Genomic DNA, 26,148 nt, shown 5'->3' with positions numbered 1-26,148 from the left:
TATCTTGCAAAAAGAATAGGGGCTTCTATATAATATTTTCATTCGAGATAAAACGAAAAAAACGGGAACTGGAAGGCACCCGCCTTAACAGGAGAAATTGATAGAAGGTTGGTATGAAAATCTAGAAAAGGGGACTGACGGAAGCTATATTGAGTAGATTATCCATAATATAATATTATTGATAGCTGTCTCAATGCGTAAAAAATTCCGGTTTTTGTCTTGGGATTGTAGCAATCAATAGCTACCATGCACTTAAGAAGTTTTACTAAAAAGGGCATGAACTGATGATATATAAGTCGCGTCCATTGCCCTTTATTGATGATAAGCCAATCTTCAAATATTGATAAACTCTTGCGTACTAAGTGGTAAAAACTACTTGGAAACCTGGTAAAACCTACTACAATACTCAATTTGTATCTTTCTTATTTTTGAAGTTTCTATAGACAGGTACTATCACAGAAAATACAGTTAAAATTATTAATGTTACAGAAATAGGACGACTTAGATAATATATAATTATAGAATCAGAAGTCATGCTTAACGACTGTCTGAATCCTTCTTCTGCTATCGGACCAAGAATTAAACCCAAAACTATAGGAGCTACTGGAAAACCAGTTTTTCTCATAAAATAGCCCATAATACCAACCACTAACATTATCCAAACATCAGAAATACTATTGTTTATAGCATAAGAACCGACAACTGCAAAACAAACAATTAATGGGGCTACAATTCCTGTTGGCACATTAATTACTTTAGAAATATGTTTTGCACTTAACAAACCAATAACACCCATAAGTATAGTTGCAATAAAGAAGCCGACAATCATAGAATATACAACATCCCCATGCTTAGTAAATAATTCATGGCCAGGTGTTAATCCAGCAGAAATTATCCCTCCTAATAATACGGCAGTAGCAGCACTGCCGGGGATGCCTAAAGTTACCATAGGAACAATGGAACCTCCAGTTGTTGCGTTATTGCCTGTTTCAGAGGCAGTAAGTCCTTCAATAGATCCTTTCCCGAATTTTTCTTTATTCTTAGAAAAACGTTTAGCTTCATTATAGCTCATCCAAGAACCTATATCTCCTCCAGTTCCTGGCAACATACCTACAAGTACACCAATTATAGGAGAGCGTATTAATGAGGGGACCATTTCAGAAAATTCATTTTTAGTTGGCAGCACATTTCCTTTTACTCCTTTTTCGGATAATTTTTTGTTTCCTCCTTTTTCTTCTGACAACATCATAACTTGCGAAATTGAAAAAAATCCAATCAAAGCAGGGATAAGTGATATACCTCCTTCCAAAGCTACGCTTCCAAATGTAAACCTTGGGACGCCGGTCATAAGATCAATACCGACTGTTCCTAAAAGCAATCCAAAAGTGCCTGCCATAAGCCCTTTAATAACTGATCCTTCAGATAAGCTTGCTATGATGGTAAGACCAAAAACAGCAATTAAAAAATATTCCGGTGCACTAAATAATAACGAAATATTTGCAAGAATTGGCGCTAGAAATAAAAGGACAACGCCACTGAATAATCCACCAACGACCGAACCAATAGTCGCTATTCCTATAGCTTTAGTTCCTTCACCTTGCATCATTAAAGGATATCCATCTAATACTGTAGCTGCAGAAGAAGGTGTTCCAGGCGTGTTAAGTAATATACCAGGCAAACTTCCAGCATACACTCCAGCCGTGTACACCGACACTAGCATTATTAGACCATTTGTGCTATCCATATTAAAAGTTATAGGAATCAATAAAGCAATTGCCATCGTAGATGTCATTCCTGGAATACTTCCTATGACCAGTCCAGCAACAACCCCTATGAGCAATACAGATATTGTATCTATACTTGTAAAGTTATTAATTACTTGACTTATAATATCCATAAAAATCAAGCTCTCCCCTTTTATAGTATTTGAAATTGTATGTTAAATATTAGGTGGTGGATTTTATTTATTTCTGGTTATTCCGCTGATAATGATATTACTTAAACTACTTGATAAATAGAAAATAAAATTATTTTTTATTTTATTCTTAATCAAATATAATTCCAGCAGGTAAAAAGACTCTTAATATTGTCACAAAAATTATATATATAAATATAATGAACCCAAGCGTAATAAATATATATTTTAAATAACCTTTTATTTGCATAAATAAGAAAAATGAAGGAATAAAAAGGAGAGTGGATATAATAAACCCAACATAATTAAACAAGACTACATATACAGTACTCATCAATCCAGCAACCAGAGCCCTTTTAAAAGATGGGCCATAAAAAGGATTATCTCTCTTCGTAACGTTGTCTTTTAAGTAATGCTTATTTATTTTCACAAATTCAAGTGAATTTACCATCAATATTATGGATAAAAGACCTAAAAGAATGCTAAGCCCAAAAGGAAAATAGGCTGCTCCTCCGTTTATATTAAATGTTGAAATGAAAACAAAGATGGAAATTATTAAAACTATAGCACTAACTAGAAGATTAGTCTGCGACTTAATCGTCATAATATATCGATCTCCCTCAATAGATTAATGTTTTCTCATTTAAGGTTTCTAGATTGTAAGCCACCTAAAAAAGGACATGTCATGATATACTGAAGTTAATAGAGTGTATCAGACATGCCCCACACCCAATATTTCTAAATTTACATATTTCTATACCAAAAAACTCCTGAATTACTAACACCCTAAAACACCAATCGATTGTTTCATAAATCATGTCTGTCTATCTTGATGAAAATTTACCATCCTAAAAGATCTGATACCTCTTTGTATTTTTCTTCTTCTCCTTCTAATGTTTGACGAAATTCCTCGCTATCCTGATATTCAGGTTTTATACCAGCATTTTTCTTCATCGACTCTTGATGTTCTTCATTTTGAATAGCATTCTTAAATGCTTCTTCTAAAATACTAATTTTTTCTGAATCGACTCCTGCAGGTGCGCCAATTCCTCTATATATTTTTGCATTTAAACCTTCATATCCTGATTCCTCCATAGTTGGAACATCCGGTAGAAATTCGGATCTTTCTTCACTAAAAATTGCCAGAGGTTTTATGGCTTCTTTATCAGCATTATATACAGCATTTAGTGCTATTATGGAAGAGTCTATGTCTCCGCTCATAAGATCTGACCTAATTTCAGGTACACCTTCATATTGAACTATACCAATATTTGTTCCTAGCTCTTCATTCATTTTAAGGCTCACAACATGTTCAGAACTCCCGACTTTTTGTGAGCTTGTAGTTACTTCATTTTCCTTAGCATATTCAATAAAGTCCTCTACTGTTTCGAACCTATCGTCATCCTTATTTACTGCAAGCACCAATGGATCGCTAACATGATTAGATATATAAGAAAAACTGTCTAAATCTTCACCTCTTTCTAATTCTGGGTTTAAATATCCAGTTGTAAGGTTCGGGGTATTTAAATAACCAAGTGTATATCCATCAGGATTAGCATTAATTAAATCTGTCCAACCTGCCCAGCCTCCTGCACCTTCTTTATTTATAATTTCAATACTAACTCCCAATTCGTCTTCTATATAAGGCTCCAGCTCACGAGCTCCTAAATCTGTTCCTCCTCCGGGTGCATATGGTACAATCAGCTCAATCGGTTTATTAGGATAACTTTCTGCTCCGCTACTTTCATTTCCACAAGCTGCTAAAAAAATTGCCAAAAATGCTGCCAAATTTATAAGTAGTAATTTCTTCATACTTAAGTTCCTCCCTCTATATAATAAATGCCTTGTTTGAGTTCCAGTATTCACCTTATTGTTTAACTTAAATAAATTATAGGCTGTGATTAAATAAGCTTAAATTGAGACTCGTCTTTTAAAAGGTATTTTTAACTAACTGCACAAACTGCTTTGTATCTGTTTTCAAAAATAAGAACCAGCATAGAAGCTCAAGAATAAAGAATCTAATTTCTGTTACAATTAAAGTAACTAATCAAACCCTAGCTACTTTACGGTTAACAGCTTTCATATAACTATTTTAAGACCTTCGTTGCAAGTAGTACGTAAAACTTAACTGCTTCCAAAACCTCATTTATTGGTACAAATTCATCCACAGTATGAGCAACACCCATATCTCCTGGTCCATAAATAATACTTGGCACATTTCCATCATTCTTTAGATTTGTCATATCCGTTCCAGCCTTAATACCAGTTAAAGATGCTTTTCTTCCGGTAAGTTCATAAATAGTATTCGCGGATTTCTCAACAATAAAATGTGAATCATTGGTCATAGCAGGATTTTTATCCATATTCAAATTAACAATCTCGTATTCAAAAGTGGGATCTGTTTGCCTAATTCGTTCTACAATTTGTTCTATCTCTTCGTCTAGCTGATTTTCACCCTCACCAGGAATTCTTCTGCGATCTACCACTATTTCTGCTTGATCTGGCACTACATTATGCTCGACACCCCCCTTAATCATATTGACGCTCACAACTGGGCTACCCAAATAAGGATTTTTCTCTTTATTTTTTAGAGATTCATGCAATTCTTCAATGGCAAGTGTTAATTTGGAAGCACGATAGATTGCATTCTTGCCTTTATCTGGATTAGAAGAATGTGTTGCGACCCCTTTAACAATTATTTTGCGTCGATTGCTCCCTCTATTACCTAAGGCAATTTGACATTTTGTTGGCTCACCTACCACTGCTGCTATTGGGGCCCTTCCAGCCATTCCCTTCTTAACGAAGTAATCCGTCCCTTCACCTCCCCTTTCTTCTGAAACTACAGGAGTAAATAAAAGCTCACCACGCAGTGGAAGATCTAATTCTTTAAGGATTTCTACTGCAGCCATCATTGCTGCAAGGCTTCCTTTAGCATCACTTGCTCCACGACCATAGATGAAATTGCTATCCTTTTTCCCCTCTAGGGGGTCAAAGTTCCATGGAATATTTCCTACTGGCACAGTATCCATATGGCTGTTCCACAGAAAAGAGGGTCCATTATCTGAAAATTTAAGACTACACAGTACGTTAGGACGCTCTTTAAAAACTTCTTCAAATTCCACATGTGCCCCAATTCTATGCATTTTATGTGCAATAAAATTGGCCAGATGTTTTTCATTACCTGGTGGATTTTCAGTGTTATACTGAATAAAGGTAATTAAATCCGATAAAATTTGATCTTTTTTTTCCTCAACTATCACATTTAGCTTTTGTATAATTTCATTTGTCTCCAAACTATCATCTCCAATGCCATAAAGTACTATTTTATTTAATACTATTGAGTAATTTCTAGAGTTGAGAAGCAAGAGCAAACAAGAAAAGCACAAGCCCCTACTTTTGGTAATAAGTTACTAAACTTTTTCTGGCTAGCTTCAAGGGGGTGAATAGACCACGGATAAATCAGCTAATTTTATTTAATATTATGTCTTATAGTGAAATGCTGAGTTTCTTAAAATCCTCTCACCAATTTCTAGTACAGGGGCTTCTTCCCCGACTGTTTCCGGATATTTAATCCCTGCCCCTGTATTTAAGACAAGAACATTATCATCATGTTTAATCCACCCATTTTCACGCAGCTTCCGTGCTGCTGCAAATGCAGCTGCGCCTTCCGGACAAACAAACGCGCCATCTTCTGAAGCCACAGTCTTTAATTCTTTCAGTAAGGTGTCGTCACTTACGGAAATCGCACAGCCTTCTGTTTTCCGGATTGCATCCAGAATCAAAAAGTCTCCAAGTGCTTTTGCCACATTTATACCAAATGCAATGGTTTCCGCATCTTCCCATGGTTCAGCATAAGATTTTCCTTCTTCCCAAGCTTTCACAATTGGAGCACACCCTTCTGCTTGCACCGCAACTAGGCGCGGCATTTTATCTTTACTGACCCACCCAAGCTCTTGCAGTTCCTGCAATGCTTTGTAGATTCCGATCAGACCAACACCTCCACCTGTGGGATAAAGAATCACATCAGGGACTTCCCAATTAAATTGTTCCGCAATTTCCAACCCCATTGTTTTCTTACCCTCAATACGGTATGGTTCTTTTAGCGTAGAAGCATCAAACAACTCATAATCTTTTACTGCTTGCCCAACAATTTTTCCTGCATCACCAATGAGACCATTCACTAAATATAAAGAAGCTCCTGCTGCAATACATTCTTTTCTTGTGATTTCTGGTGCATCTACCGGCATGACAATTGTTGCAGCAATATCAGCTTGAGAACTGTATAACGACCAAGCTGCACCTGCATTTCCGTTTGTCGGCATGGCAAGTTCTTTTACACTTAACTCTTTTGCTTTGGAGACGCCCACGGCCGCACCACGTGATTTAAAGGAACCGGAGGGAATCATCCCTTCATCTTTCATATAAAGGTTAGGAATATCCATATTTTTCCCAGTTTTACTCATCCCCACAATAGGAGTGAATCCTTCACCTAATGTCACAACATTATCTTTGGCCTGAACTGGTAAAAGCTCATGATAACGCCACAAGTCTGTTGGTCTTTGAAGTAGGTCGGACGCTTTAAAATTCTCTTTTAATTTATTCATTTTATACGCTACAAGAAGTGGGGAGCCGCATTCACATAATTGATTTAGTTCTTCTACATTATAAGTATTTTCACATTTCGGGCAGTATAAATGGGATACATAACTGAATGCCATAATTAAAAACCTCCTATATTCTATAGTGCTTCCATTTTAATTTACATTTTATTCCGAATAATTTAACGCATTGCAATGGACTCAATCTCTACTAGCGCATTTTTTGGAAGCTCCTTTACTCCTACCATGGCACGTGCTGGTTGTGAACTTTCAAAAAACTCACTATATACTTCGTTAATTTCTAGTGCTTGTTCCAATGAAGTAACAAAGATTGTATTTTTAACGACGTTTTCTAGCGTCATATTAGAAGCTTTTAAAATAGATTCTATATTTCTCAGTGATTGTTCCACTTGTATTTTAATATCTTCACTCATTTGATTTGTTTCGGGATTAATCGGCAATTGACCGGAAACAAAAAGTAAATTATCTTTTTCAATTGCTTGGGAATATGCTCCAATTGCTGCTGGGGCCTTTTCTGTTTGAATTTTTTTATCCATTTTTATCATCTCCTAAGTTTTGTTCAAATTTACTTCCGTACGCACTTTTTGCAAGTAATTATAGATTGTATATTTTGACACCCCCATTACACTTGCTACGTATTCAGTAGAACCTTTTATCAAAAATGCTCCTTTTTTCTCAAGTTCTCTTATCACATCAATTTTTTCATCTCTCTCAAGCAAGGTTGCTGCTTTATGGAATTTTCTCAAGGCTTCTGTAGTCATGTCACCAATAACTTCGTGGACTGTGGTGTGAAAGCTTTCTTTATTGTCTTCTATCCCACTGTCAAAAGTAATGAAATCTTGTATTTCCCCCCCAATTTGTATCATTAAACTGATATCTATGTTCATGCATAGGGCTCCAATCACTTTATTACTATCATTCCTTAAAAAAACAGTGGATGACTTCATAACTAACCCCTCTTTGGAAACGGTTTTATAATTTGCAAAATCCTGAGCTCCATCTTGCTCTCTTTGCAACTCCTTCAGTACAAGATCGGTAATAGGTGAACCAATTCTCCTATTAGTTAACGTTCCTGCTAAATAAATAAGTGACCTTTCCAAATTACTGAAATCATGTATCGCCACTTCACATTTGGGCCCTAACATTTCTACCAAAATATCAGCAGTTCGTATCGCCTGACTAAAAATTATTTCATCTTGACGATCCATAAATAACGCTCCCATCCACCTTTATCAATTAGTTAATCGCGCTTTATAAACCGCTTACATTTTATAATAGCAAAATTATTTTGAATTTACAATAATATTTTAAATATAAACTTTTTTTAATACTTAAAATATAATGAGTTATGATTGACTGCCAATCCTAACATTATTAGTCTGCAATAAACAAAATCAGGAAGTGACAATAAAAAAGTAAACTTTATTGTCTATCACTTTTAAAGAATGACAGAGGTCAACACATGACAGACATCCAGCTCTTTATAACTCCCCACTCTATTTTATGTTAAACTGTATTTATTAGATTTAGATATGTAAAATTCATACTAACGAGGGGTTCTCATGGCACTGGACTATACGAATTCAATTCCACTTTATTTGCAGCTGAAAGAACAAATTGAAGAAAAAATAATGGATGGGGTTTATACCGGCAAAATCCCCAGCGAGCGCGAGCTTATTGATGAATATTATGTCAGTCGCAGTACTGTCAGACAAGCAATTGACGCACTCACCCGCGACGGGACACTTGAAAAAAAGCCCGGCAGAGGCACATTTGTCGCATTAAAGCCGATAAATGACTGGCTGGGCAGCCTTAGTAGTACGTCAGAAACCATCGAGCGCATGGGAATGGAACCGGGCGCAAAGCTCATTAGAGCAGAGAGTATTCAATTACCAAAGCAACTGCAGAAGAAGACCAGCCTGGCTAAAGCTGTTCATATTAAGCGGGTACGCTACGCTGACCACATACCTATCGGGGTCGAAAACAACTATTACCCAGTTGGTATCGGCAAAAACATTATGAAATATGACTTAAATAAGGTGTCATTATACGATCTGCTTGAACAGGAATTGGGTGTGCTTTCAATCGAAGCTGATCAGAATATTAGATCAGAACGAATTTCCAAAGAGGATGCAAAACTGTTAGGAACGACTGTAAGCACCAGCATGCTTGTTGCCGAAAGAAACCTTAAGGATGTAAATGGTAATTTTATCGAATACGAATTGGCATCCTATCGATCAGATATGTATTCATTTAATATTAAACTATTGAGGAAAAAATAATGAACAGGCCTATTAAACGAAAATAAGTTTAATAGGCCTGTTCATTTATTTTTGCACTAAATCCATCAATCGAGGTGTTACACCATAAGCTTCTCCAACAGCCTGAAGTTCATCAGCTGTTTCTTTTGTCAAAGGGATACCGCTTGCCAGCCGCTCTCTTTCTCGTTCTGTTTCTATTTCTCCCGGTAAATAAATTCTATCGAAACCTTTGGCTACCGGTATCTGTTTAATTTCTGCTGCCATGCAATCCATTCTCTTTTTGAATGTATCCATTTCTTCAAAAATATCAGCACGCATTACGAAGAAAAATAGTGCAAACACATTGCCGGATACTTATCCCAACAGCATGGATTGGGCAAGTCCCCGTTCAGCTATCGGTCCGAGAATCAGTCCCAGCACAATTGGAGCCGGATTGAAGCCGGCATTTTTCATCACATATGCCAAAAGACCAAAGCCAATCAGCAGTGCTACATCCAGGAAATTATTACGGATCGCATACGACCCTATAATCGTAAGAAAGACAATCGACGGTGCCAGATATGGTGCCGGAATGGAAAGGACTTTTCCGTCCTCGAATATATTGATAAGAAAAACGAGGAGTCCAGCCGAATTCTCGAAAATGTTGAAGGCAATTGATAATATTTTTTTGCAAGGATCAGAATAATACAGTCATAGATGTTAAATACACCAAAGAAGATGGAGCTCAAAACCTTCTTCATACATTTCATCTTCAACGCCTTCTTCATCAAGGATGTCTAAAAATGCCTTTTCCAGCTTCTTGATGGTTTCAGGATTTGTTTCAGGCGGTACAGCGACGCCACGATCAATACCGGCTGTCATATCGTAAAACAGTTCCTTAAATGTCGGCACATCCGGCAGTGGCTTAAACGTCTCTTCTGACCCAATCGCAAGTATTTTCATATCATCTTTGTGCTTAATCAAATCACTGGAGTTGCCAAAAATTACTTCGGCATTCCCCCCAAGAAATGCCTGGATGGACGATGCGGCCCCATCAAACGGCACGTATTGTAAATCAACACCTGCTAAATCCTGCAACTGCAGCAACGTAATATGGTGACCTGAATACGTTCCTGAACCGGCTGCCGTTATCTAACCAGGAGATTCTTTGGCCTTTTTCACAAGGTCTTCAAATGATTCAATATCACTATCCTTGGAAACAGCTACGCCGATTGGTGTTGCTTGAAAAATAGCTGCTGGCACGATATCTTCGGTCTTGTAACCTGTATCATCATTTGCCAATGGTTGCAAGATGATGTGCGGTATATTAATCCCGGAGATGAAATACCCATCTGGATTTTTATTGACCAGTTCACTCCAGCCTACCGAACCGCCGCCGCCAGCTTTGTATTGAATAACAACATCCTCGCCTAAAGTTTCCTCCAGATAGGGTTGTTGGCGTCTGGCCTCAACATCTGACTGCCCCCCGGGTCAAAAGGGATACTGTATGTAATCGAATCTGACGGATAGTTATCTGCATTTCCAGATCCGTCGGCATTTTCTCCACATGAAGTTAGGAGTATTAAAGCAGAAATTATACTGATTAAAAAAAGGATTTTATTTTTCATACTTCTCCTCCAATCTTTTGAGGTATCAACCGGCAATTCCAACCGATCAAAAATCAGTTGGAATTATACCTTAATATCACCAGGTAAAAGAAGGTCATGTTCTTCAATATTTGTAATATCGTTATTCTCATCAAAGAAAACGACTTTAGGTCTTAGATTTTCAATTTCTTCTTCGTTCATTTGCGCCATGCTTAAAATGATGACAATGTCTCCAGGTGAAAATAGGTGTGCCGGCGGACCATTGAGACAAATTTTCTTGGACCCCTCAGGTGCAGGCAACGCGTAGGTTTTCCATCTGGTCGCGTTTTTCAAACTTGTTATCTGTACCATTTCATATGGCTTAATATCCGCTTCTTTCATAAACTTCTCATCTATTGTCACACTGCCAACATAATCAAGATCGGCTTCTGTGACACGCACTCTATGAAGTTTCCCTTTACACATCAATCGCTGCATAAAATATTCCTCCTCATGTTAATTCCCTCTTTAGTATAAATAGCAAATGAAGCGGTTTCAATAAGGTAGGAATGTTCGTACCAGTTTGTTGTAATTGCCAACAACTTTGATGCTACACTTCCTACCAAACATAGATCGCTAGTTAACAGAAGCCACAAAAAAACCCCACAGCATTTCTCCTGCAGGGCCAAATCAACTACTTATTTAGCAAGTACTTCTGAACTATAAATAGTCACGCCTTCTTTAATAGTTTGTAAAACTTGTATATTTTTTATATTCATTTTATCCACTTCAAGCGGGTTTTGATCCAAAATAACAAAATCAGCAAGTTTTCCGGGCTTAATACTGCCTTTTCGGTCTTCTTCAAAGTACGAATAAGCTGCATTGATTGTCACAGCCTTCAAGGCTTCATAAACAGAAACGCATTCTTCAGGTCCTATGTTAACGCCTTTTCGTGTGATTCGGTTAACGGCACACCATATTGTATGAAGCATATCAGGTTTTACGACGGGCGGATCCTGATGGAAGTTCACCACAAGCCCCCGATCAAAAGCTGACCGAGCAGGACTTATACGATTCCCGCGTTCTGGTCCCAAGTTTTTCAAATGGACATCACCCCAAAAATATGTGTGAGGGACGAATATTGAAGGTATCATCGCTAACTCAGCCATTTTGTCCAGTTGATCATAACGGACCGTTTGACAGTGAATCATCACCGGACGTAAATTATCTTTATTCGGATTGTCCGATTCCTGCAATGCAGCCTCGTAGCTTTTTAACAACTGATCAGATGCAGCGTCACCATTACAGTGGGTAAGCAACTGCACATTGTCATTAACGGCTTTCGTTACATACTGCTTTACTTGTTCATCCTCGTACCATGGATAGCCACGATAGCTCTCTTCCCCTTCATAAGGCTCCGTCATCCATGCCGTTTTGCCCTGTGGGGAGCCGTCCAAGAACATTTTGTAACCACCGATCTTTAAACGGTTGTAATAGTTTTTGGCATACGCCTCGTTATTTTTCATGTCATCGGGATTTTCAGCTACAAGCGGATACGTAACCACATCCACTTTCAAATTACCCTCGTCAGATAACGTTTTAAAAAGCTTCAGGGTTTCGCTTGAAGTTGCGCCGTCTTGTACAGTTGTGATGCCATTTCGGATATAAATTTGCTGTCCGAGGTTGGCTAACTGAACTTGATCCATATCGATATCAGCAAAGATGGTGCTCTGCAGCGCCATCAGAGGGCCTTCTTCTAAATAACCATTGGGCTCGGTTGTGCCTTCAACCCGACCAATACGGCCACCTTCTTCATCGCGTGTGTTTTCGTCAATTCCAGCCATTTTTAGTGCGGCATCATTCGCAGCCCCCATATGTCCTGATGCATGAAAAATGAGAATCGGATGTTCTTCCGATACATCATTTAGGATGTGTTTTAACGGATGGGTCGCTTCTTTTAGGAAATTATGATCGTATCCAAAGCCAACAACCAAATCTCCTTCATTTAACCCTTTATTGCTTATGTAGCTGGTAAGGGTGTCCTGAATATCATTGAAGCTTTCGCATTCTTTTAAATCAGCCATTGTTGCCAGTGGTCCCATCATGGACAAATGACCATGTGGATCAACGAACCCCGGCAGCAATGTCTTCCCTTTTAAGTCGACTTTTTCAATGGCCGGATCATTCATGTATGATTCAAATGCGTCTAGACTTCCGACTTCTCTAATTAAGCCGTCTTCAATTAACACTGCTTCTGCAGTTTCTACTTCGTTCTCCATTGTTACAATATCGCCGCCGTAATATATTCTCTTCATCTCGGAATACTCCCCTCTCTATTCTGCCGTAGCTCTTTTTAATCTCTCTACTTCTGATCCAGACGCTGACTTAAAATCATACGTTTTAGTACCCCATACTTTGAATAGCTTTAATATGATTAAATAAATTGGAATTGGTGCCAGCAGTAAAAGAATTCCCAAGCTCATCGACAACGCGCCAGATGCAATAGCCATTATCGTCGACACAGTTACAAAGGAAGCCATCATCGGCAAGTTCATTAAACCTAATTCAACGGCTGTTGAAGTTCTTAGAGAAGGATCAATAATTCTCACAAGCGCGATACCGCTCGGGACGGTTCCTGTGACTGTCCCATAGAGTCCAACGGTTCGTTCGAAATCATTGTCTCCTCCCATTCGTTGCCCAAAGTAGATGCTGATCATAACACTGAGGATCATCACAACAATTGACACAATAAGAATTGGTATCATCCAGTTTCCGATAACACTGAATGGAACGGCCATAAATGACGCAACAATCAAATAATCCGTTGACCAACCGGTAATTTTAGATTGAAAGGTATTATCCAGCATGTTTTCGATACGTAACTTTTTCATAACGAACTTAACCAGATAACCTGCCAACATACCATAAATAAACAACATGCCACTGAACGTTGATCCAATTGCGGGTATGAATGAAACAATTTCAGCCATGCCAAGCGCTATAAGGAAACAGACACCGATAATGGCAAAATGGAAAGTCATGGTGTCGATATTGCCGCTGAACATCGTTTCATTTCCCAATGATTCTCGTTTGTCGTTCTTTACGTAATAGCCGCGTTTAACGAAACCTTCAATTTTGTTGGTTCCCATGTTCTTCGCCAATCCTTTTTTAATTCCGTACCTGGCCAATGGTACACCAACGAGGAAACAAAGCAGAAACCCCAGCGCTGCGAAGGTGACACCCACTGTCGCAGCATTCGCAATTCCATATTGCTGTTCCATAATGCCACCAAAAGTTGCCGATTGTCCGGGACCTTGGGTGAATGCAAAAGGAATTAACAAGCCATATATCGGGGCCATTTTGAAGAATCCGCCGATTCCGATAATAATCAGAGCCCCCACGGCTGGTGTAAGAGCGTAGACCAAATTCCAAAGAAAGCCTAAGCCGATTGAACCTTTGGCTATGCTTTTCCCAACTGATTCTGATGACTGAGACTTCGGATTACTTGTTAATCCAATCGAAATAAATGTAACAGTAAAAAGCAAGGTGACAATATCCACGTACATCTGTGAGTCAACAGCGGTAATCAGACCGGTATTCATAACAACGAGACCGATAACACCGCCCACCACACTTGCTGGAACCAACATCTTGCTAATAAACGGTACTTTCGTTCGTATAATTAATCCTATACAGAGCATTATACTTGCTAAACCAAAAGCTATCATGAAAGTGATAACAATCTCTCCTTCTACAGCCGACTACTAATAATACAAGTCGACAGCTTTCTCTTTATTTCTCATATACTTATATTAAAGATTGTTATGCATAAAAAGCAACATGGTTCTAATGTTCGTACCAGTTAATCAAAGGTATAAAAAGACCCTATAGAGAGTCTTTTTATAGTGTCTTCTCTATAGGGTACATTTTTTTATAAAAGTCTTTTTCGCTCTTGTTACATTTAATGAATAGTTATTAACATCTCTATGGTTACCCCACTTCTGATTCCTTAATGTGCTTCGAATTGATTCTAGAGGGCCTGGGAAATTGAACCCACACAAATTTCGTTCGGTTCATCAATCAAGTATACGAATAATCTACAGTTCCATTCTCCTAATTTCCTCAACGTATGCGTCCACTACAATATTTCTATCAAACTCTTCTTCCATCTTTGTTCTACCGGCTAAACCCATACTCTCTTTCTGCTTTTTGGGTAACCTTAAGAATTTCTCGATTTTCTCAATTAAATCCTGACTGTTTCCTTTTTCAACCAGATAACCGCTAGTGTTCTCATCCACTATTTCTTTACATCCATTTATATTAGACGTAATGATAGGCCGTGCACTAGCTGCGCTTTCCAGTAATACATTTGACATCCCTTCATGGTAGGAAGGATGGACAGTACAATGAGAAACTGCCAAGTATTTTCTAATATCTCTTTGCATACCATGATATTGAATCACTTCTTGTTGATGAAGTAACCGTAGCTGTTCCTCATAATCTTCTTCTGAAAACCCTAAAACATGAAATACTGTATTTGGGTATTTTTCTTTTATATATTTGGCGGCTTCTAAATACTCGCCAATACCTTTTTCTCTCATAATCCTTGAAATAAAGACAAATTCAGTAACATTATCATCGGGATACTCTAAAGATGAAAACTGATTCAGGTTAACGCCTGATCCAGGCAACAATTCATGCTTGCCCATTGCGATATTGTTATCTACAAAGAATTGTTGATTTGAACTGTTTTGAAAAAAAATACGTCTAACATCTTTGAAAGCCCATTTATAAAGTACTTTTGAAACAGCTTGCATTATGCCACCGTTAACAACAGAGCTGCCTAGTCCCGTGATATTAGCAATATAAGGAACACCAAGCGCTTTACATGCTAATCCTCCATATATATTAGGCTTAATTGTATAAGTTAATACAACAGTTGGTTTGATATCTCTTATAATTTGTTTATAATAACGAAGTAGTTTCCATTCCTGAACAACATTTAGGCCATGCCGATTAAGGTCAACATTTAAATAGTTGCACCCCAGTTCTATCAAGTCATCGATTCTTTCGCCATAAGGGGAAGATATATATACCTCATAACCCTCCTCAAGTAACCGCTCAACCAATTCGCGTCTAAAATTGTATATAACTACATCATGATTAACTAGAAAAAGAATCTTTTGTTTTCCCATTACTTGTTCCCGCCTTCAGTCAGTTGAATCGATTCTCTCATATTTCTTACTTGGTAATCAGAAATATAACTGCTCATTTCTTTATCATAAACAAGATCCCCGAAGACTTTATTAAAAATATTAATTTTATTACGTAATAGCTGCAATATAGGGTTAAACCAACTTACAAGCTTTATGTTTTTACCATGTGCCTCAGCAATTAATTTAACCATTTCGCTGGTTTTAACATATTCCTGATTTTGAGGAAAAAATAATCCACGATCCTCATGAACTATTATAAGTCGGATAAACTCGCAAAGATTATCAATATGCAGCATGCTCCGTTTATTATCAAAGTCAGGAAATATCGGTAGCTTTTGAGCTGCAACAGCTAATTTGGGATAATTACCTTTTGAATCCTTACCGTATATCATAGGCGGTCTAATAATGGCTACTTTGAAATCTTCGTCGCCTAATGGTGAAATCCCTTGTTCTGCTTGCAATTTACTATCACCATAAAAGTCATGAGGAGCAGGAGTGGTTTCTCTATTTACAATACCACTTTTTCTTACACTCTCTCCATAAACAATAATGCTACTTAGAAAAATGAATTGGTTAACCCCTTCGTTCTTCGCCTTTCTGGCTGTTTCAATTGTTAAATCTCGATTAATTTGGTAGTATTTATTTTTCATATTGTTATCTTTAGATACATGCGCAATACCGGCAACATGAACAACTGTATCGTAATTTGAAAAGTTCTTTTCTTTCCAAGAATTATCTTTTAAGCTGATTAAGTCTACAGAATATACACCATGCTTTTCCCTATTGAGTAGCCAGTTCCTAAGGTTATTCCCAATATAGCTGTTAACGCCTGTAATTAAAACTTTCTTCACTTAGGATATTCTCCTTTTTATTCTCATGGTCACTTTTGGTATTACCCGTGCCACCTTCTATTACGCCGTCACTTTTCAATACACTTAAGATCGTACCGAAAAAACATTTGATATCCATCCAAGCACCCATTTCCTGCACATAAAAACCATCTAATTTTGCTTTTTCCCCTATTGGAATTTCATCTCTTCCTTTAATTTGTGCCCATCCTGTTAACCCTGGAGGTACATTATTCACTCCATATTTATCCCGCTCTTCTATAAGATCATACTGGTTCCATAGAGCAGGTCGGGGACCAATGATACTCATATGTCCCACAAAAATATTAAGAATTTGAGGTAATTCATCCAAGGACGTTTTCCTTAAGAATCTTCCAACCTTAGTGATATACCCCTCAGGGTTTTTTAACAAATGAGTGGGTGTATCTTTTGGGGTGTCAATTCGCATAGTCCGAAACTTTAATATATTAAAATAGGTTTTATTTATCCCAACTCTTTTTTGTTTAAATAAAACAGGTCCTTTTGAATCGAGTTTAATAGAAATAATTAGTATTAAAAATACAGGAGATAAAATAATTAAACCGACTGAAGAAAGAAGAAGATCTATAACCCTTTTAAGCTTTAAATACATATATTTTCCACCTCTGTAAAGATTTCCAAAGGATAAGGAGCCAACTAGTTATGAAGATACTCCTATCTTTTCATCTACAATCTTTGCAAACAAATATTTTCTGGACAATCTTCTTTATCGAGTTTGCTCTTCGCATCAAACACAATACCCTTTCCATGCTTCAGCAAGTAATCAAACATTCCCCATCCTTTTTCTAAATATGCTTCATGAGGAACAGCAAATACTACCGCTTCCGCTGGTTTAAGTTCGTTATAAGAAACCAAATCTATTTCATATTCCTCATACGCCTCATGCGGATCTGCATAAGCATCTGTAATTTGCACATTTATATCATAATCTTCCAGCTCTTTAACAATATCGATTACTCTGGTATTGCGTAAGTCAGGTACATTTTCTTTAAACGTAAAACCAAGCACTGTCACTGTTGATCCCTGTATAGGCATGTTTTTCTTAATCATTTGTTTGATTAACGATGTAGCAATATGCTTCCCGACGTTATCATTTGTTTTACGCCCAGCCAATATGACCTCTGGATGATGACCAACCTTCTGTGCCTTGTGCGTTAAGTAGTATGGATCCACACCAATACAATGTCCGCCTACTAATCCTGGTGAAAAATTCAAGAAGTTCCATTTCGTACCTGCAGCAGCTAAGACTTCAGATGTATCAATATCAAGTTTCTCGAAAATGACTGCTAATTCATTCATAAGTGAAATATTCAAGTCACGTTGGGTATTTTCAATTACTTTGGCTGCTTCTGCTACTTTTATGGAACTTGCTTTATGAATACCGGCTTTCACAACAGATCCATAGACTTCAGCTATGGTATCCAACACTTCATTATTCTGTCCTGATACCACTTTTGTTATTGATGTGAACGTATGTTGTTTATCACCAGGGTTAATCCGTTCAGGTGAATAGCCAACAAAGAAATCTTCACCATATTTTAGGCCTGAAGCTTTTTCCAAAACCGGCACACAATCTTCCTCAGTTGCTCCAGGATACACAGTTGATTCGTAAACAACGGTTGTCCCTTTTGCCAAATTTTGACCAATTGTTTCAGATGCTTTTAGCAATGGTGTTAAATCCGGTTGCCTATTCTCAGTTATTGGCGTTGGAACTGATACTATAATAAATTCTGCTTTATTTAAATCAGCCGGTTTTGATGTGAACTCGATTGAAGCTTGCTGCAAGTCATCAGGATCTACCTCATTCGTCATGTCATATCCCTGCTGCAAGTCTGCAATTCGCTCTTCTTTTATATCAAAACCAATAATGTTCTTTTGTTTGCCAAAAGCTACTGCTACTGGTAGCCCTACATAACCAAGTCCTACAACTGCTATATTTCCTTCCATTATAACTTCACTCCATAATAATCAATATACCAATCGATAAATTTGTTCACGCCATCCTGAATCGAGGTTTGCGGCCTAAAATCAATATCCCTGAATAGATCCTCGACATCCGCATACGTTTCAGGGACATCCCCTGGTTGCAACGGCATATAATTTTTCTCAGCTGTCTTTCCGAGTTTGTTTTCAATTGCTTCAATAAAATCCATCAACCGTACTGGGTTATTGTTTCCGATATTGTACACTTTGTATGGTGCATAACTTGAGCTGGGATCAGGATTTGCTCCTGACCAATCAGGGTTCGATTTAGCTGGGTTATCTACTAATCTATTAATGCTTTCTACAATGTCATCAATATAAGTAAAATCACGCATCATGTTGCCATGATTGAACACATTAATTGGCTCATTATTGACAATTGCTTTTGTGAACAGGAATAACGCCATATCCGGACGGCCCCATGGCCCATATACTGTAAAAAACCTTAACCCAGTTGTCGGCAAGTCATACAAATGACTATATGTATGAGCCATCAACTCATTTGATTTTTTCGTTGCTGCATACAAGCTAACCGGATGATCAATATTATCACTTGTCGTAAAGGGCTTTGTCGTATTGGCACCGTACACTGAACTGGATGATGCATAGATTAGATGCTCTACTTTAAAATGCCGACAAGCCTCTAATATATTGGTGAACCCTACTATATTAGAGTTAATGTAGGCATGTGGATTTTCAAGGCTATATCTTACTCCGGCTTGTGCTGCTAGATTAATGACGATATCAGGTTGGTGTTGTTCAAATGTTTGATTGATTGTATTAAGGTCTTCCAAGTCTGTTCTAACAAACTTGAAGTTTTCATTATTCAGTTGTTTCAATCGATTTTCTTTTAATTGTGGATCATAATAATCATTTACGTTATCAATACCAATGACTTGATGGTTTTCAATTAATAAACGTTTTGATAGATGAGATCCTATAAAGCCTGCTGTACCGGTTACTAGTATTTTTTTCATTTTACTCACCGCCTAATTCATATAATCCTTCAAATTGCTTTGCTACATTTTTTATATCAAATTTATCGAGAACTCTTTTTCTTGCAGATTGACCTAATTTTTGTCGTTCATGCTGTGATAATTTTAACATTGCCATAATTCCACTAGCTAATGCCTGTGAATTTTTAATTGGAACTATCTCACCTGTATCACCCACAACATAAGCTGAGTCCCCAGCGTCTGTTACTACGCAGGGGGTCTCACATGCCATTGCTTCTCCTACAACATTTGGGAAGCCCTCATCTATCGAGGATAATACAAATAAATCTGAAGCAGACATAACAGTTGGGATATCGTCTCTCCGCCCGAGCAAACTAATCTTATCATTAAGATTAAATTTGTCTATAAGTTGCATAAGTTCTTCATTACTTTCATCGATATTTGTTCCCGCCATTAACACATGAAAGTTAGAATCTATTTGATTTATAATTGAAAGAGCTTGAATAAAATTGTTATAGTCTTTTAAGTTATTCCATCGACCTACATGAGTTAGATACGGAACACCTTTATCTTTACTAGGCATATTGCTTACTGTATATTTAGCGTTATCAATTCGATTAAAATTGTCTACCTCGAATCCATTGGGGATAACAATTATATTCTCCGCGTTATAACCAAATTTTTCGTGAGTACCTCTTGCTTTAATAGAACAGCTGACAACCTTATCAACTTTTGCTGACAGCTTGGAATTAATCTTTGCAATAATCATTGTAGATTTCTTGTTTAATTTGGGATCTAGATTATTTCTCCTAATTCCCCAGATTAATTTCTTTTGTTTAGAAAAACTAGTTAGTAAATATCCAAATAAATCCGCATGGTACATCCAGGTTTGGATAACATCAGTGTCTTTTATAAGTTTTTTTGCTCGAAAAAAACCAGTTAATGTTGACATTCCCTTGTTCATATTCAAGCAATGGACTTTTACACCCAGTTTTTCAATTTTTGGTCCATATACACCTTGACCCATCATTGATATTACTTGAATATCAAATTTCTCATGGTCAATATACTTAAGCAATTTATAAAGCATGGTTTCCGCTCCACCCATATTTAATCCAATTATAATATGGGTCACTTTTAATCTTCTCATTATACCACATCACTTTTCTAGTTACGTCTTTTATTTCTTAAGTACTGGTATGCTTTTATTTTAGGAGATATCGTAATATCGTTTAATATATCTTTATAATTTTTACTATATGAATTATTACATTTTACATCATATTTTTTAATGAACATAGAAAATGCTGTTAACCAGCTGATAGTTGTATCGATTTTATCAATACTATCAGTTTGAACACTTGACACTGACCAATTTTTATATATTGTTTCCAGAGACTTTTCATTGAATATTCCCAACGAACTTAACTTGTTCAAATCTAATTCTTCGTCTATAAATCCGCGCAGATCATTTCTTAACCATTTACCATATTGATGAGAAGCAGGGTTGCCAGAATCTGGTGTTTCATCATCTTTCAATCCAAACAATTTACCTGTTCGAGCCCATGGTATTTTCCATAAATGACCTGGAAGCAAAGGCAATAATTTTTCATACAATACATCCGATCTGATTGATAAATCCAAACTCCATAAAAATCTTGCAACTTTAGGCGAAGTGAATAGTTGGTATAAAGGCTTTTCCATTGCAATAATGCTCATTGCAGTTGTTAAATATCTTCTGGCGTGATGTCTTTGATATTCCGTTTCACGGTACTGGAATTCTTCTCTTTTATGTTTGTCAATTGTATTTCGATAACATTTTGATTCATTCTCAATATTTTCATAACAATGCTGCACTAAACTGTCTTTTAGTAAACCTAACTTATTTGCTTTGTTAGGAACAACTGGCGGGACATTTTGAAGAGGAATTCCATTATATTCAGCCCTTCCCATCGTGTCCCCATAGCTCCCCGCTAAAATAATATCACTATCTGTGTCCTGAGCTATCGCGTTCATGGCGTGAAGATTATAGGGCGGTGTTTCCGCGCCCAATTTTTGCACTAGATAAAAGCTTTCTTTTAAAACATCAGGGTTTAAGGAAAAATGTTTATAACCCCAATCGTAATCCTCGGCAATTTTTTTTGCATACCAAACATCTCTGCTATCAACCATGCCCCAGTTATAAGCTATCACTTGACCATTAAAGTCTTTGTTTATTTGTGTTTCTTTTAGAACACCAGCCAGAATTCTACTATCCATACCACCTGATAAAAGAATACCTACTTTTTTAGTTTCACCAACATAATTCAAAACTTCTTCATAGAGAATGTCTTTCATTTTAATTGCAGCTTCTTTAGGATTTATTTTATTATTACCATGTGGTGGTATATCAAAATATTCCCAGTTGTTTTTATCTTCATTAAATTCAGCCATCCATGGAGTTCGTTTTATGGATTTTATTAATGATCTATCGCCTATGATATAACTCCGCATCAATATCTCAATGACAGCTTGTACATCAAGATCCGTATTGGAAACTGACAAGAAAACGTCATTAAAATTCAAACTGAAATTCGGAAGGTTTTCTTCTATTGAATAATAAGGATATTGACTACCAATATGCGCTTGTGTTGTTAGCCAACTTGGCCAATTTGTCATGTTCACTTACCCCTTATTTAATACAGATTGGACTACATTTTCATACTGTTTTGTGATATTTTCTATGCTGAAATTACTGACCAATTTATCATGAATATCTTTCTTATAATTTTGAAAGCTCTTTTCTTTAATTACTAAGTCACCCACAAATTTATCATGAAGCCCTAGGCATTTGATAATATCTTCAGTTCCACCTGGATGCTTAAGAACGAGAACGGGCACTTCTAAAGCAATTGCCTCGATAAGAACGTTTGGCATTCCTTCGCTTCTTGAAGCCAAGATAAATAGATCAGCATGTTTAAGCCATTTATATATATTTTTTTGAAATCCTAAAAATATAATATGATCACTTAAATTCTGATCATCTGCATATTCTATTAATTCGCTCTTTTTAGGTCCATCTCCTAAAATATATAACTTTGAACTTGGATTTTTAAATAAATATTCCTGAAAAGCATCGATGATTAGAGGAATCCTTTTCACTTCATTTAAACGTCCGACAAAAAAAATGCTTTTTTCCTCTTTACTAAAATTATATTGGGGATCTTCTTTTGATTTATACAAAATTTCATTAAAGTCTACTGGATTAAATATCTTTATAACTTTCTTTTGAGAAATATGTGAGTATTTTACAAAATCATTTTTCATCAATTCAGATTGACATATTGTTTTATCAGAAAGTTTATAAAGTATATACATTTTTTTTTGGATAAATTTATTTATTGGATTGGCGCTTAAATTCTTAGAAGGAATATTTGTTAATCTAGTGACCAATTTGGTTTTCTTTGGGAAAAAATTTTTTAATAGCAACATTAGAAGGTTCATATGCCCTAATGTTGATATGACTACATCCGGTTTTTCCCTTCTAATAAGTTTCAAAAGTCTCATAGGTGCACGTCCTACACGCTTCACTTTTAAATCAACTTCATGCACGTTTGAAGGTACTTCATAAACTTTATTTATACTAGAAAGATAAATAAGCGTTACTTCGTAAAGTGATTTATCGATTTCTTTAACTAAATTCACAAATACTCTTTCAGCTCCTCCGCCGGCCAGGGTAGGTATAACAAAGAATATTTTCTTTTTCATTTAATACACCTTTTTCCTCAAAATTTTATGCAGAGTGTTTCTATAACCTTTTACATTAAATATTAATAATAGTATTAAATAACTGGTAACACTAATAATAAATATCAAAATGAGATTTAACCAATTTATATTATTAAATGGTATGAGCGTCATTATAAGTAATAAAATAAAATTTGAAGTCAATACCTTAACTACTTGTTTTATGGGAAAAGCCAAAGGGAAAATTTTATATCCTATTATTATACTCAAAATAATCCCTATACTATATGAAAATAGTGTCGCTATAACGGCTCCGACAACCCCATAAACAGGAATCAGTATCAAATTCGCGATAACATTTACAATAGCTGAGAAAATTACAGGGATTATTTGTTTATAAGTGTTTTGCCCTAGTTGAAATGCATAATCAAAAAAATAAGCTTTAAAACCTTGTAAAAGAGTTGCAATGGACATTAGTTGTATGATAAAAACAACATTTTCACTGCTATAATTTTCACCTAATAACAATCCAGCCATAAATCGTGCTGTCATAATCATAAAGATAGCACTTGGTAAAGTAATAGATAATAATAAGATTGAATATTGACTTATCCTTTCTCTTGATTTTAGGATGCCATCATGCTCAAGCTCTTTTACAATAACAGGAAAGAAGGCCATACTACCCACCATAAATATATTAGTTAATGTGAAGGTGGTAAATTCATATGGTATTGAATATAAACCAACAGCTGATTCATTCAGAAAATGCTGGATTAGTATACGATCAGATGAGTTTATGATATATACTAGTAAAAATGTAAAAGTTAACGGAAAACCATAATTAAACACTTTTTTTGCAAAGGACTTGCTAAATTTGAAATATTCCCATCTAAAGGTAAAATACTTTTTTGTATAAATAATAATAGGAACACTGTGTGCAACTATTAAGGCTATAAATAATGCTTCTTCATTAACCTTGAATAAAAACACAAGCAATAAAGCTGTTGAAATTCTCAATATGGCCTTCAAAACCATATTGTAGGCAAAAGCTTTTGATAAAAGTTTAGCCCTCAATAAGGCCATTAACTGTTCAAATAAAGCCTGAGAGATGACTACAAAAAGACCAAGAATAAATAACCTTTCAATTTGGCCTTCACCGTTATATAAGATTATAAAAGGTACCCAGGCTACAGATAGGATAGTACTTACAACTAAAAATATAAAAAATGTAAAGTTTTCAAACTCTATTGCTCGATTTTCCTTTTTATATTGTTGGTAGAATCTCGTGCAACTCATTCTAATCCAAGGAAATAATACAGATTGAATTAGTCCGAGGACGGCTAGAACATAAGAATACCGACCATATTCTTCTTGAGTAAAAACACGAGCGTAAACTAACAAGCCTAAAAAGTTAACTAGCCCAGGTATCATTTTGGCTGGGGCATAATGTATTAAGTATTTTATCATTTATAAGCCTCTTATCATTGTAATCCCTAGTGTGCTTATCATTGATATCAAAAGTAATAAAAGTTGGTAATAGAGAGTCACTGTTAAATAAGATTATAGGTGATTGGAAATTTGCGATATCAATAAATAATTTAAATTCTAAACTTCATTTTTTACTTTTTATATAGTAATTCTTAGCTATCTAAAACTATTTCCTAAGTTCATCAATTTTGCCTTTAAGAACGGTGTTCCCATAACTAATACTAAAGCATATCCAATTAGATGGTGTCTAACTGCGGTTCCCCAGTTGACCGTTCCTAATGACCATAAAACTTCCACAATAATAAACAAAACCATTATTCCAATTAACGTTTTCCTTTTACTATTTTCTAGCCTTTTTAAACACCTGAATGAGCAATACAGAAGAATCGCTCTGAAAATGTTTTCCATGAATGCATAAATATCAATCACTGATGATACCTGCCAGGGAAAGGGTGCAACCATATAATTGGTGAAAACTAGTGGAAGCGTGCCAAGCACCATAAAAATATTACTGGTATCTAACTCCACCCCATATTGCGCTCGAGCATCTAAGGCAATACCTCCATCTCGATAGTTATCAACATATGAAGTCATATCCCCACTAAGGAGTGCTTCACTTGCTTGAGTGGATATACCCAAGGCGTCCAATAAACCTATAAATAAGAATAGGATCAAAGCGCTGATTGCAAGCCTAATTACAACACTTTTTATTCTTAATTGATTTCTAAATAGTTTAAAGACGTAAATGCCTATCAAAACAAATGTGAATAACAATAATCCATTATGAAAAAGTCCCAATAAAAAGACCGCAGTTAAAAATTTAATAGACACTTTAAGAGAAAAGGTTCCATTATTTTGAGATTCCATATAATAATAAACAGACATCAAGAAGAACAATACCTGGAAAGGTTCTCGCATGATAATGGATGTATAGATAAGCATGCTCGGTAATAAGCCAAACAGATAGACAAGCAACGTATTATAGTTATTATTTGAACCATATAATCGTTCAGTTATTTTGAGTAAAAAGCTAACAGCAACGATAAATACAAAAATGGATAACATTTCACCATTGAATTGCGAAACACCAACAATATTGAACATAAGTGCAAGAATATTCTCATAAAGAGTTCCGCCTGTATTCAATAAGTTGATATCAAATCCACTTTGTGAGATCAGAGTTGCATTATTAAAAAAACCCTTAGAATCTGCACCAGCACCATAAATTGTGAAATAATTCGAGTTCACTAGGGAAATTAATACTTTTATAAAGAAAACCATTAAAATAGCAATTATAGTGGCTTTCTTTTGAATAAATACTCTCTGTGTAAAAATAAAAATTATTGTCAGCAGAATTAATATTATACCGAACCAATCATTCGGTTTAGCCAGAATTAGAAATATAAAAGGTGCTAAAAAAACTAAACACGCTAATATATTCCAATAGTTGATTTTTGGCGAATTCATAGTTGGATTCATTACTAAAATCATTCCTATCATGGTACTGCTCTCTTCAAAAAATATTAAAAGAA

The 26,148-nt window shown here is 36.0% G+C and carries 23 protein-coding genes and 1 pseudogene; 1 reads left to right on the top strand and 23 read right to left on the bottom strand.

What is annotated here, in order from left to right; translation table 11 throughout:
- Positions 1–406: 406 nt before the first annotated feature.
- The 7 genes from BMZ22_RS08105 to BMZ22_RS08075 all read right to left on the bottom strand — a co-directional run bounded on the left by BMZ22_RS08105 (position 407) and on the right by BMZ22_RS08075 (position 7,742).
- Positions 407–1,897, bottom strand: coding sequence for a tripartite tricarboxylate transporter permease (locus BMZ22_RS08105; protein ID WP_090084152.1), 1,491 nt, complete (start codon positions 1,895–1,897; stop codon positions 407–409).
- Positions 1,898–2,045: 148 nt separating this feature from the next.
- On the bottom strand, positions 2,046–2,519 hold the full coding sequence (locus BMZ22_RS08100; protein ID WP_090084149.1) for a tripartite tricarboxylate transporter TctB family protein: 474 nt from the start codon (positions 2,517–2,519) through the stop codon (positions 2,046–2,048).
- Positions 2,520–2,755: 236 nt separating this feature from the next.
- Positions 2,756–3,727, bottom strand: coding sequence for a tripartite tricarboxylate transporter substrate binding protein (locus BMZ22_RS08095; RefSeq protein WP_090084147.1), 972 nt, complete (start codon positions 3,725–3,727; stop codon positions 2,756–2,758).
- Positions 3,728–4,002: 275 nt separating this feature from the next.
- Positions 4,003–5,208 carry a M20 family metallopeptidase gene (locus BMZ22_RS08090; RefSeq protein WP_177183386.1) on the bottom strand — a complete coding sequence of 402 codons (1,206 nt, stop codon included), beginning with the start codon at positions 5,206–5,208 and terminating at the stop codon, positions 4,003–4,005.
- Positions 5,209–5,394: 186 nt separating this feature from the next.
- Positions 5,395–6,633, bottom strand: a complete 1,239-nt coding sequence (locus BMZ22_RS08085; RefSeq protein WP_090084142.1) for a threonine synthase — start codon at positions 6,631–6,633, stop codon at positions 5,395–5,397.
- Positions 6,634–6,695: 62 nt separating this feature from the next.
- On the bottom strand, positions 6,696–7,070 hold the full coding sequence (locus BMZ22_RS08080) for a Rid family detoxifying hydrolase (protein WP_090084139.1): 375 nt from the start codon (positions 7,068–7,070) through the stop codon (positions 6,696–6,698).
- Between the two features lie 12 nt (positions 7,071–7,082).
- Positions 7,083–7,742 carry a helix-turn-helix transcriptional regulator gene (locus BMZ22_RS08075; protein WP_090084136.1) on the bottom strand — a complete coding sequence of 220 codons (660 nt, stop codon included), beginning with the start codon at positions 7,740–7,742 and terminating at the stop codon, positions 7,083–7,085.
- A 354-nt stretch (positions 7,743–8,096) separates the two neighbouring features.
- Between BMZ22_RS08075 and BMZ22_RS08070 the strand changes: the two genes are divergently transcribed.
- Entirely contained in the window at positions 8,097–8,816 is a 720-nt protein-coding gene (locus tag BMZ22_RS08070) for a GntR family transcriptional regulator (RefSeq protein WP_090084133.1), read from the top strand.
- A gap of 45 nt (positions 8,817–8,861) precedes the next feature.
- On the opposite strand, the gene BMZ22_RS08065 is transcribed toward BMZ22_RS08070, so the two are convergent.
- The 16 genes and pseudogenes from BMZ22_RS08065 to BMZ22_RS07990 form a co-directional block, all read right to left on the bottom strand.
- Entirely contained in the window at positions 8,862–9,137 is a 276-nt protein-coding gene (locus tag BMZ22_RS08065) for an Ldh family oxidoreductase (RefSeq protein WP_090084131.1), read from the bottom strand.
- A gap of 12 nt (positions 9,138–9,149) precedes the next feature.
- Positions 9,150–9,437, bottom strand: coding sequence for a tripartite tricarboxylate transporter permease (locus BMZ22_RS17375; protein WP_281242079.1), 288 nt, complete (start codon positions 9,435–9,437; stop codon positions 9,150–9,152).
- A gap of 57 nt (positions 9,438–9,494) precedes the next feature.
- Positions 9,495–10,190: pseudogene (locus BMZ22_RS08055) on the bottom strand (tripartite tricarboxylate transporter substrate binding protein).
- A gap of 275 nt (positions 10,191–10,465) precedes the next feature.
- Positions 10,466–10,858, bottom strand: coding sequence for an aspartate 1-decarboxylase (gene panD, locus BMZ22_RS08050; protein WP_090084128.1), 393 nt, complete (start codon positions 10,856–10,858; stop codon positions 10,466–10,468).
- A 200-nt stretch (positions 10,859–11,058) separates the two neighbouring features.
- A complete protein-coding gene (locus BMZ22_RS08045) occupies positions 11,059–12,675 on the bottom strand; it encodes an amidohydrolase (protein ID WP_090084126.1) in 1,617 nt (538 codons plus the stop codon).
- An 18-nt stretch (positions 12,676–12,693) separates the two neighbouring features.
- On the bottom strand, positions 12,694–14,088 hold the full coding sequence (locus BMZ22_RS08040; protein WP_090084123.1) for a sodium/glutamate symporter: 1,395 nt from the start codon (positions 14,086–14,088) through the stop codon (positions 12,694–12,696).
- Between the two features lie 369 nt (positions 14,089–14,457).
- A complete protein-coding gene (locus BMZ22_RS08035; RefSeq protein WP_090084121.1) occupies positions 14,458–15,555 on the bottom strand; it encodes a glycosyltransferase family 4 protein in 1,098 nt (365 codons plus the stop codon).
- The gene (locus tag BMZ22_RS08030) at positions 15,555–16,427 is read right to left on the bottom strand and encodes an NAD-dependent epimerase/dehydratase family protein (protein WP_090084119.1); all 873 of its coding nucleotides are present in this window, start codon (positions 16,425–16,427) and stop codon (positions 15,555–15,557) included. Before BMZ22_RS08030 ends, BMZ22_RS08035 begins: the two co-directional genes overlap by 1 nt.
- Positions 16,399–17,055 (bottom strand): sugar transferase, encoded by a 657-nt coding sequence (locus BMZ22_RS08025; protein ID WP_090084116.1) that lies wholly within the window; start codon positions 17,053–17,055, stop codon positions 16,399–16,401. The genes BMZ22_RS08030 and BMZ22_RS08025 overlap by 29 nt, the downstream gene beginning before the upstream one ends.
- Positions 17,056–17,129: 74 nt before the next feature.
- Positions 17,130–18,410: a nucleotide sugar dehydrogenase gene (locus BMZ22_RS08020; RefSeq protein WP_090084114.1), complete on the bottom strand. Its 1,281-nt coding sequence runs from the start codon at positions 18,408–18,410 to the stop codon at positions 17,130–17,132.
- On the bottom strand, positions 18,410–19,423 hold the full coding sequence (locus BMZ22_RS08015) for an NAD-dependent epimerase (RefSeq protein ID WP_090084111.1): 1,014 nt from the start codon (positions 19,421–19,423) through the stop codon (positions 18,410–18,412). The genes BMZ22_RS08020 and BMZ22_RS08015 overlap by 1 nt, the downstream gene beginning before the upstream one ends.
- Before the next feature lies 1 nt (position 19,424).
- The gene (locus tag BMZ22_RS08010; RefSeq protein ID WP_090084108.1) at positions 19,425–20,552 is read right to left on the bottom strand and encodes a glycosyltransferase; all 1,128 of its coding nucleotides are present in this window, start codon (positions 20,550–20,552) and stop codon (positions 19,425–19,427) included.
- A 17-nt stretch (positions 20,553–20,569) separates the two neighbouring features.
- Positions 20,570–22,060 (bottom strand): asparagine synthase-related protein, encoded by a 1,491-nt coding sequence (locus BMZ22_RS08005; RefSeq protein ID WP_090084106.1) that lies wholly within the window; start codon positions 22,058–22,060, stop codon positions 20,570–20,572.
- 6 nt (positions 22,061–22,066) lie between these two features.
- Positions 22,067–23,149 carry a glycosyltransferase gene (locus BMZ22_RS08000; RefSeq protein WP_090084104.1) on the bottom strand — a complete coding sequence of 361 codons (1,083 nt, stop codon included), beginning with the start codon at positions 23,147–23,149 and terminating at the stop codon, positions 22,067–22,069.
- A complete protein-coding gene (locus BMZ22_RS07995; RefSeq protein WP_090084101.1) occupies positions 23,150–24,595 on the bottom strand; it encodes an oligosaccharide flippase family protein in 1,446 nt (481 codons plus the stop codon). It abuts the gene before it with no gap.
- 177 nt (positions 24,596–24,772) lie between these two features.
- Positions 24,773–26,107, bottom strand: a complete 1,335-nt coding sequence (locus tag BMZ22_RS07990; protein ID WP_218144032.1) for a hypothetical protein — start codon at positions 26,105–26,107, stop codon at positions 24,773–24,775.
- Positions 26,108–26,148: the final 41 nt, after the last annotated feature.

Source organism: Lentibacillus persicus, from assembly GCF_900112705.1.
Classification (GTDB): Bacteria; Bacillota; Bacilli; order Bacillales; family Amphibacillaceae; genus Lentibacillus; species Lentibacillus persicus.
The sequence above is the reverse complement of the archived record's forward strand: the minus strand, read 5'-3'. Positions and strand labels throughout refer to the sequence as shown.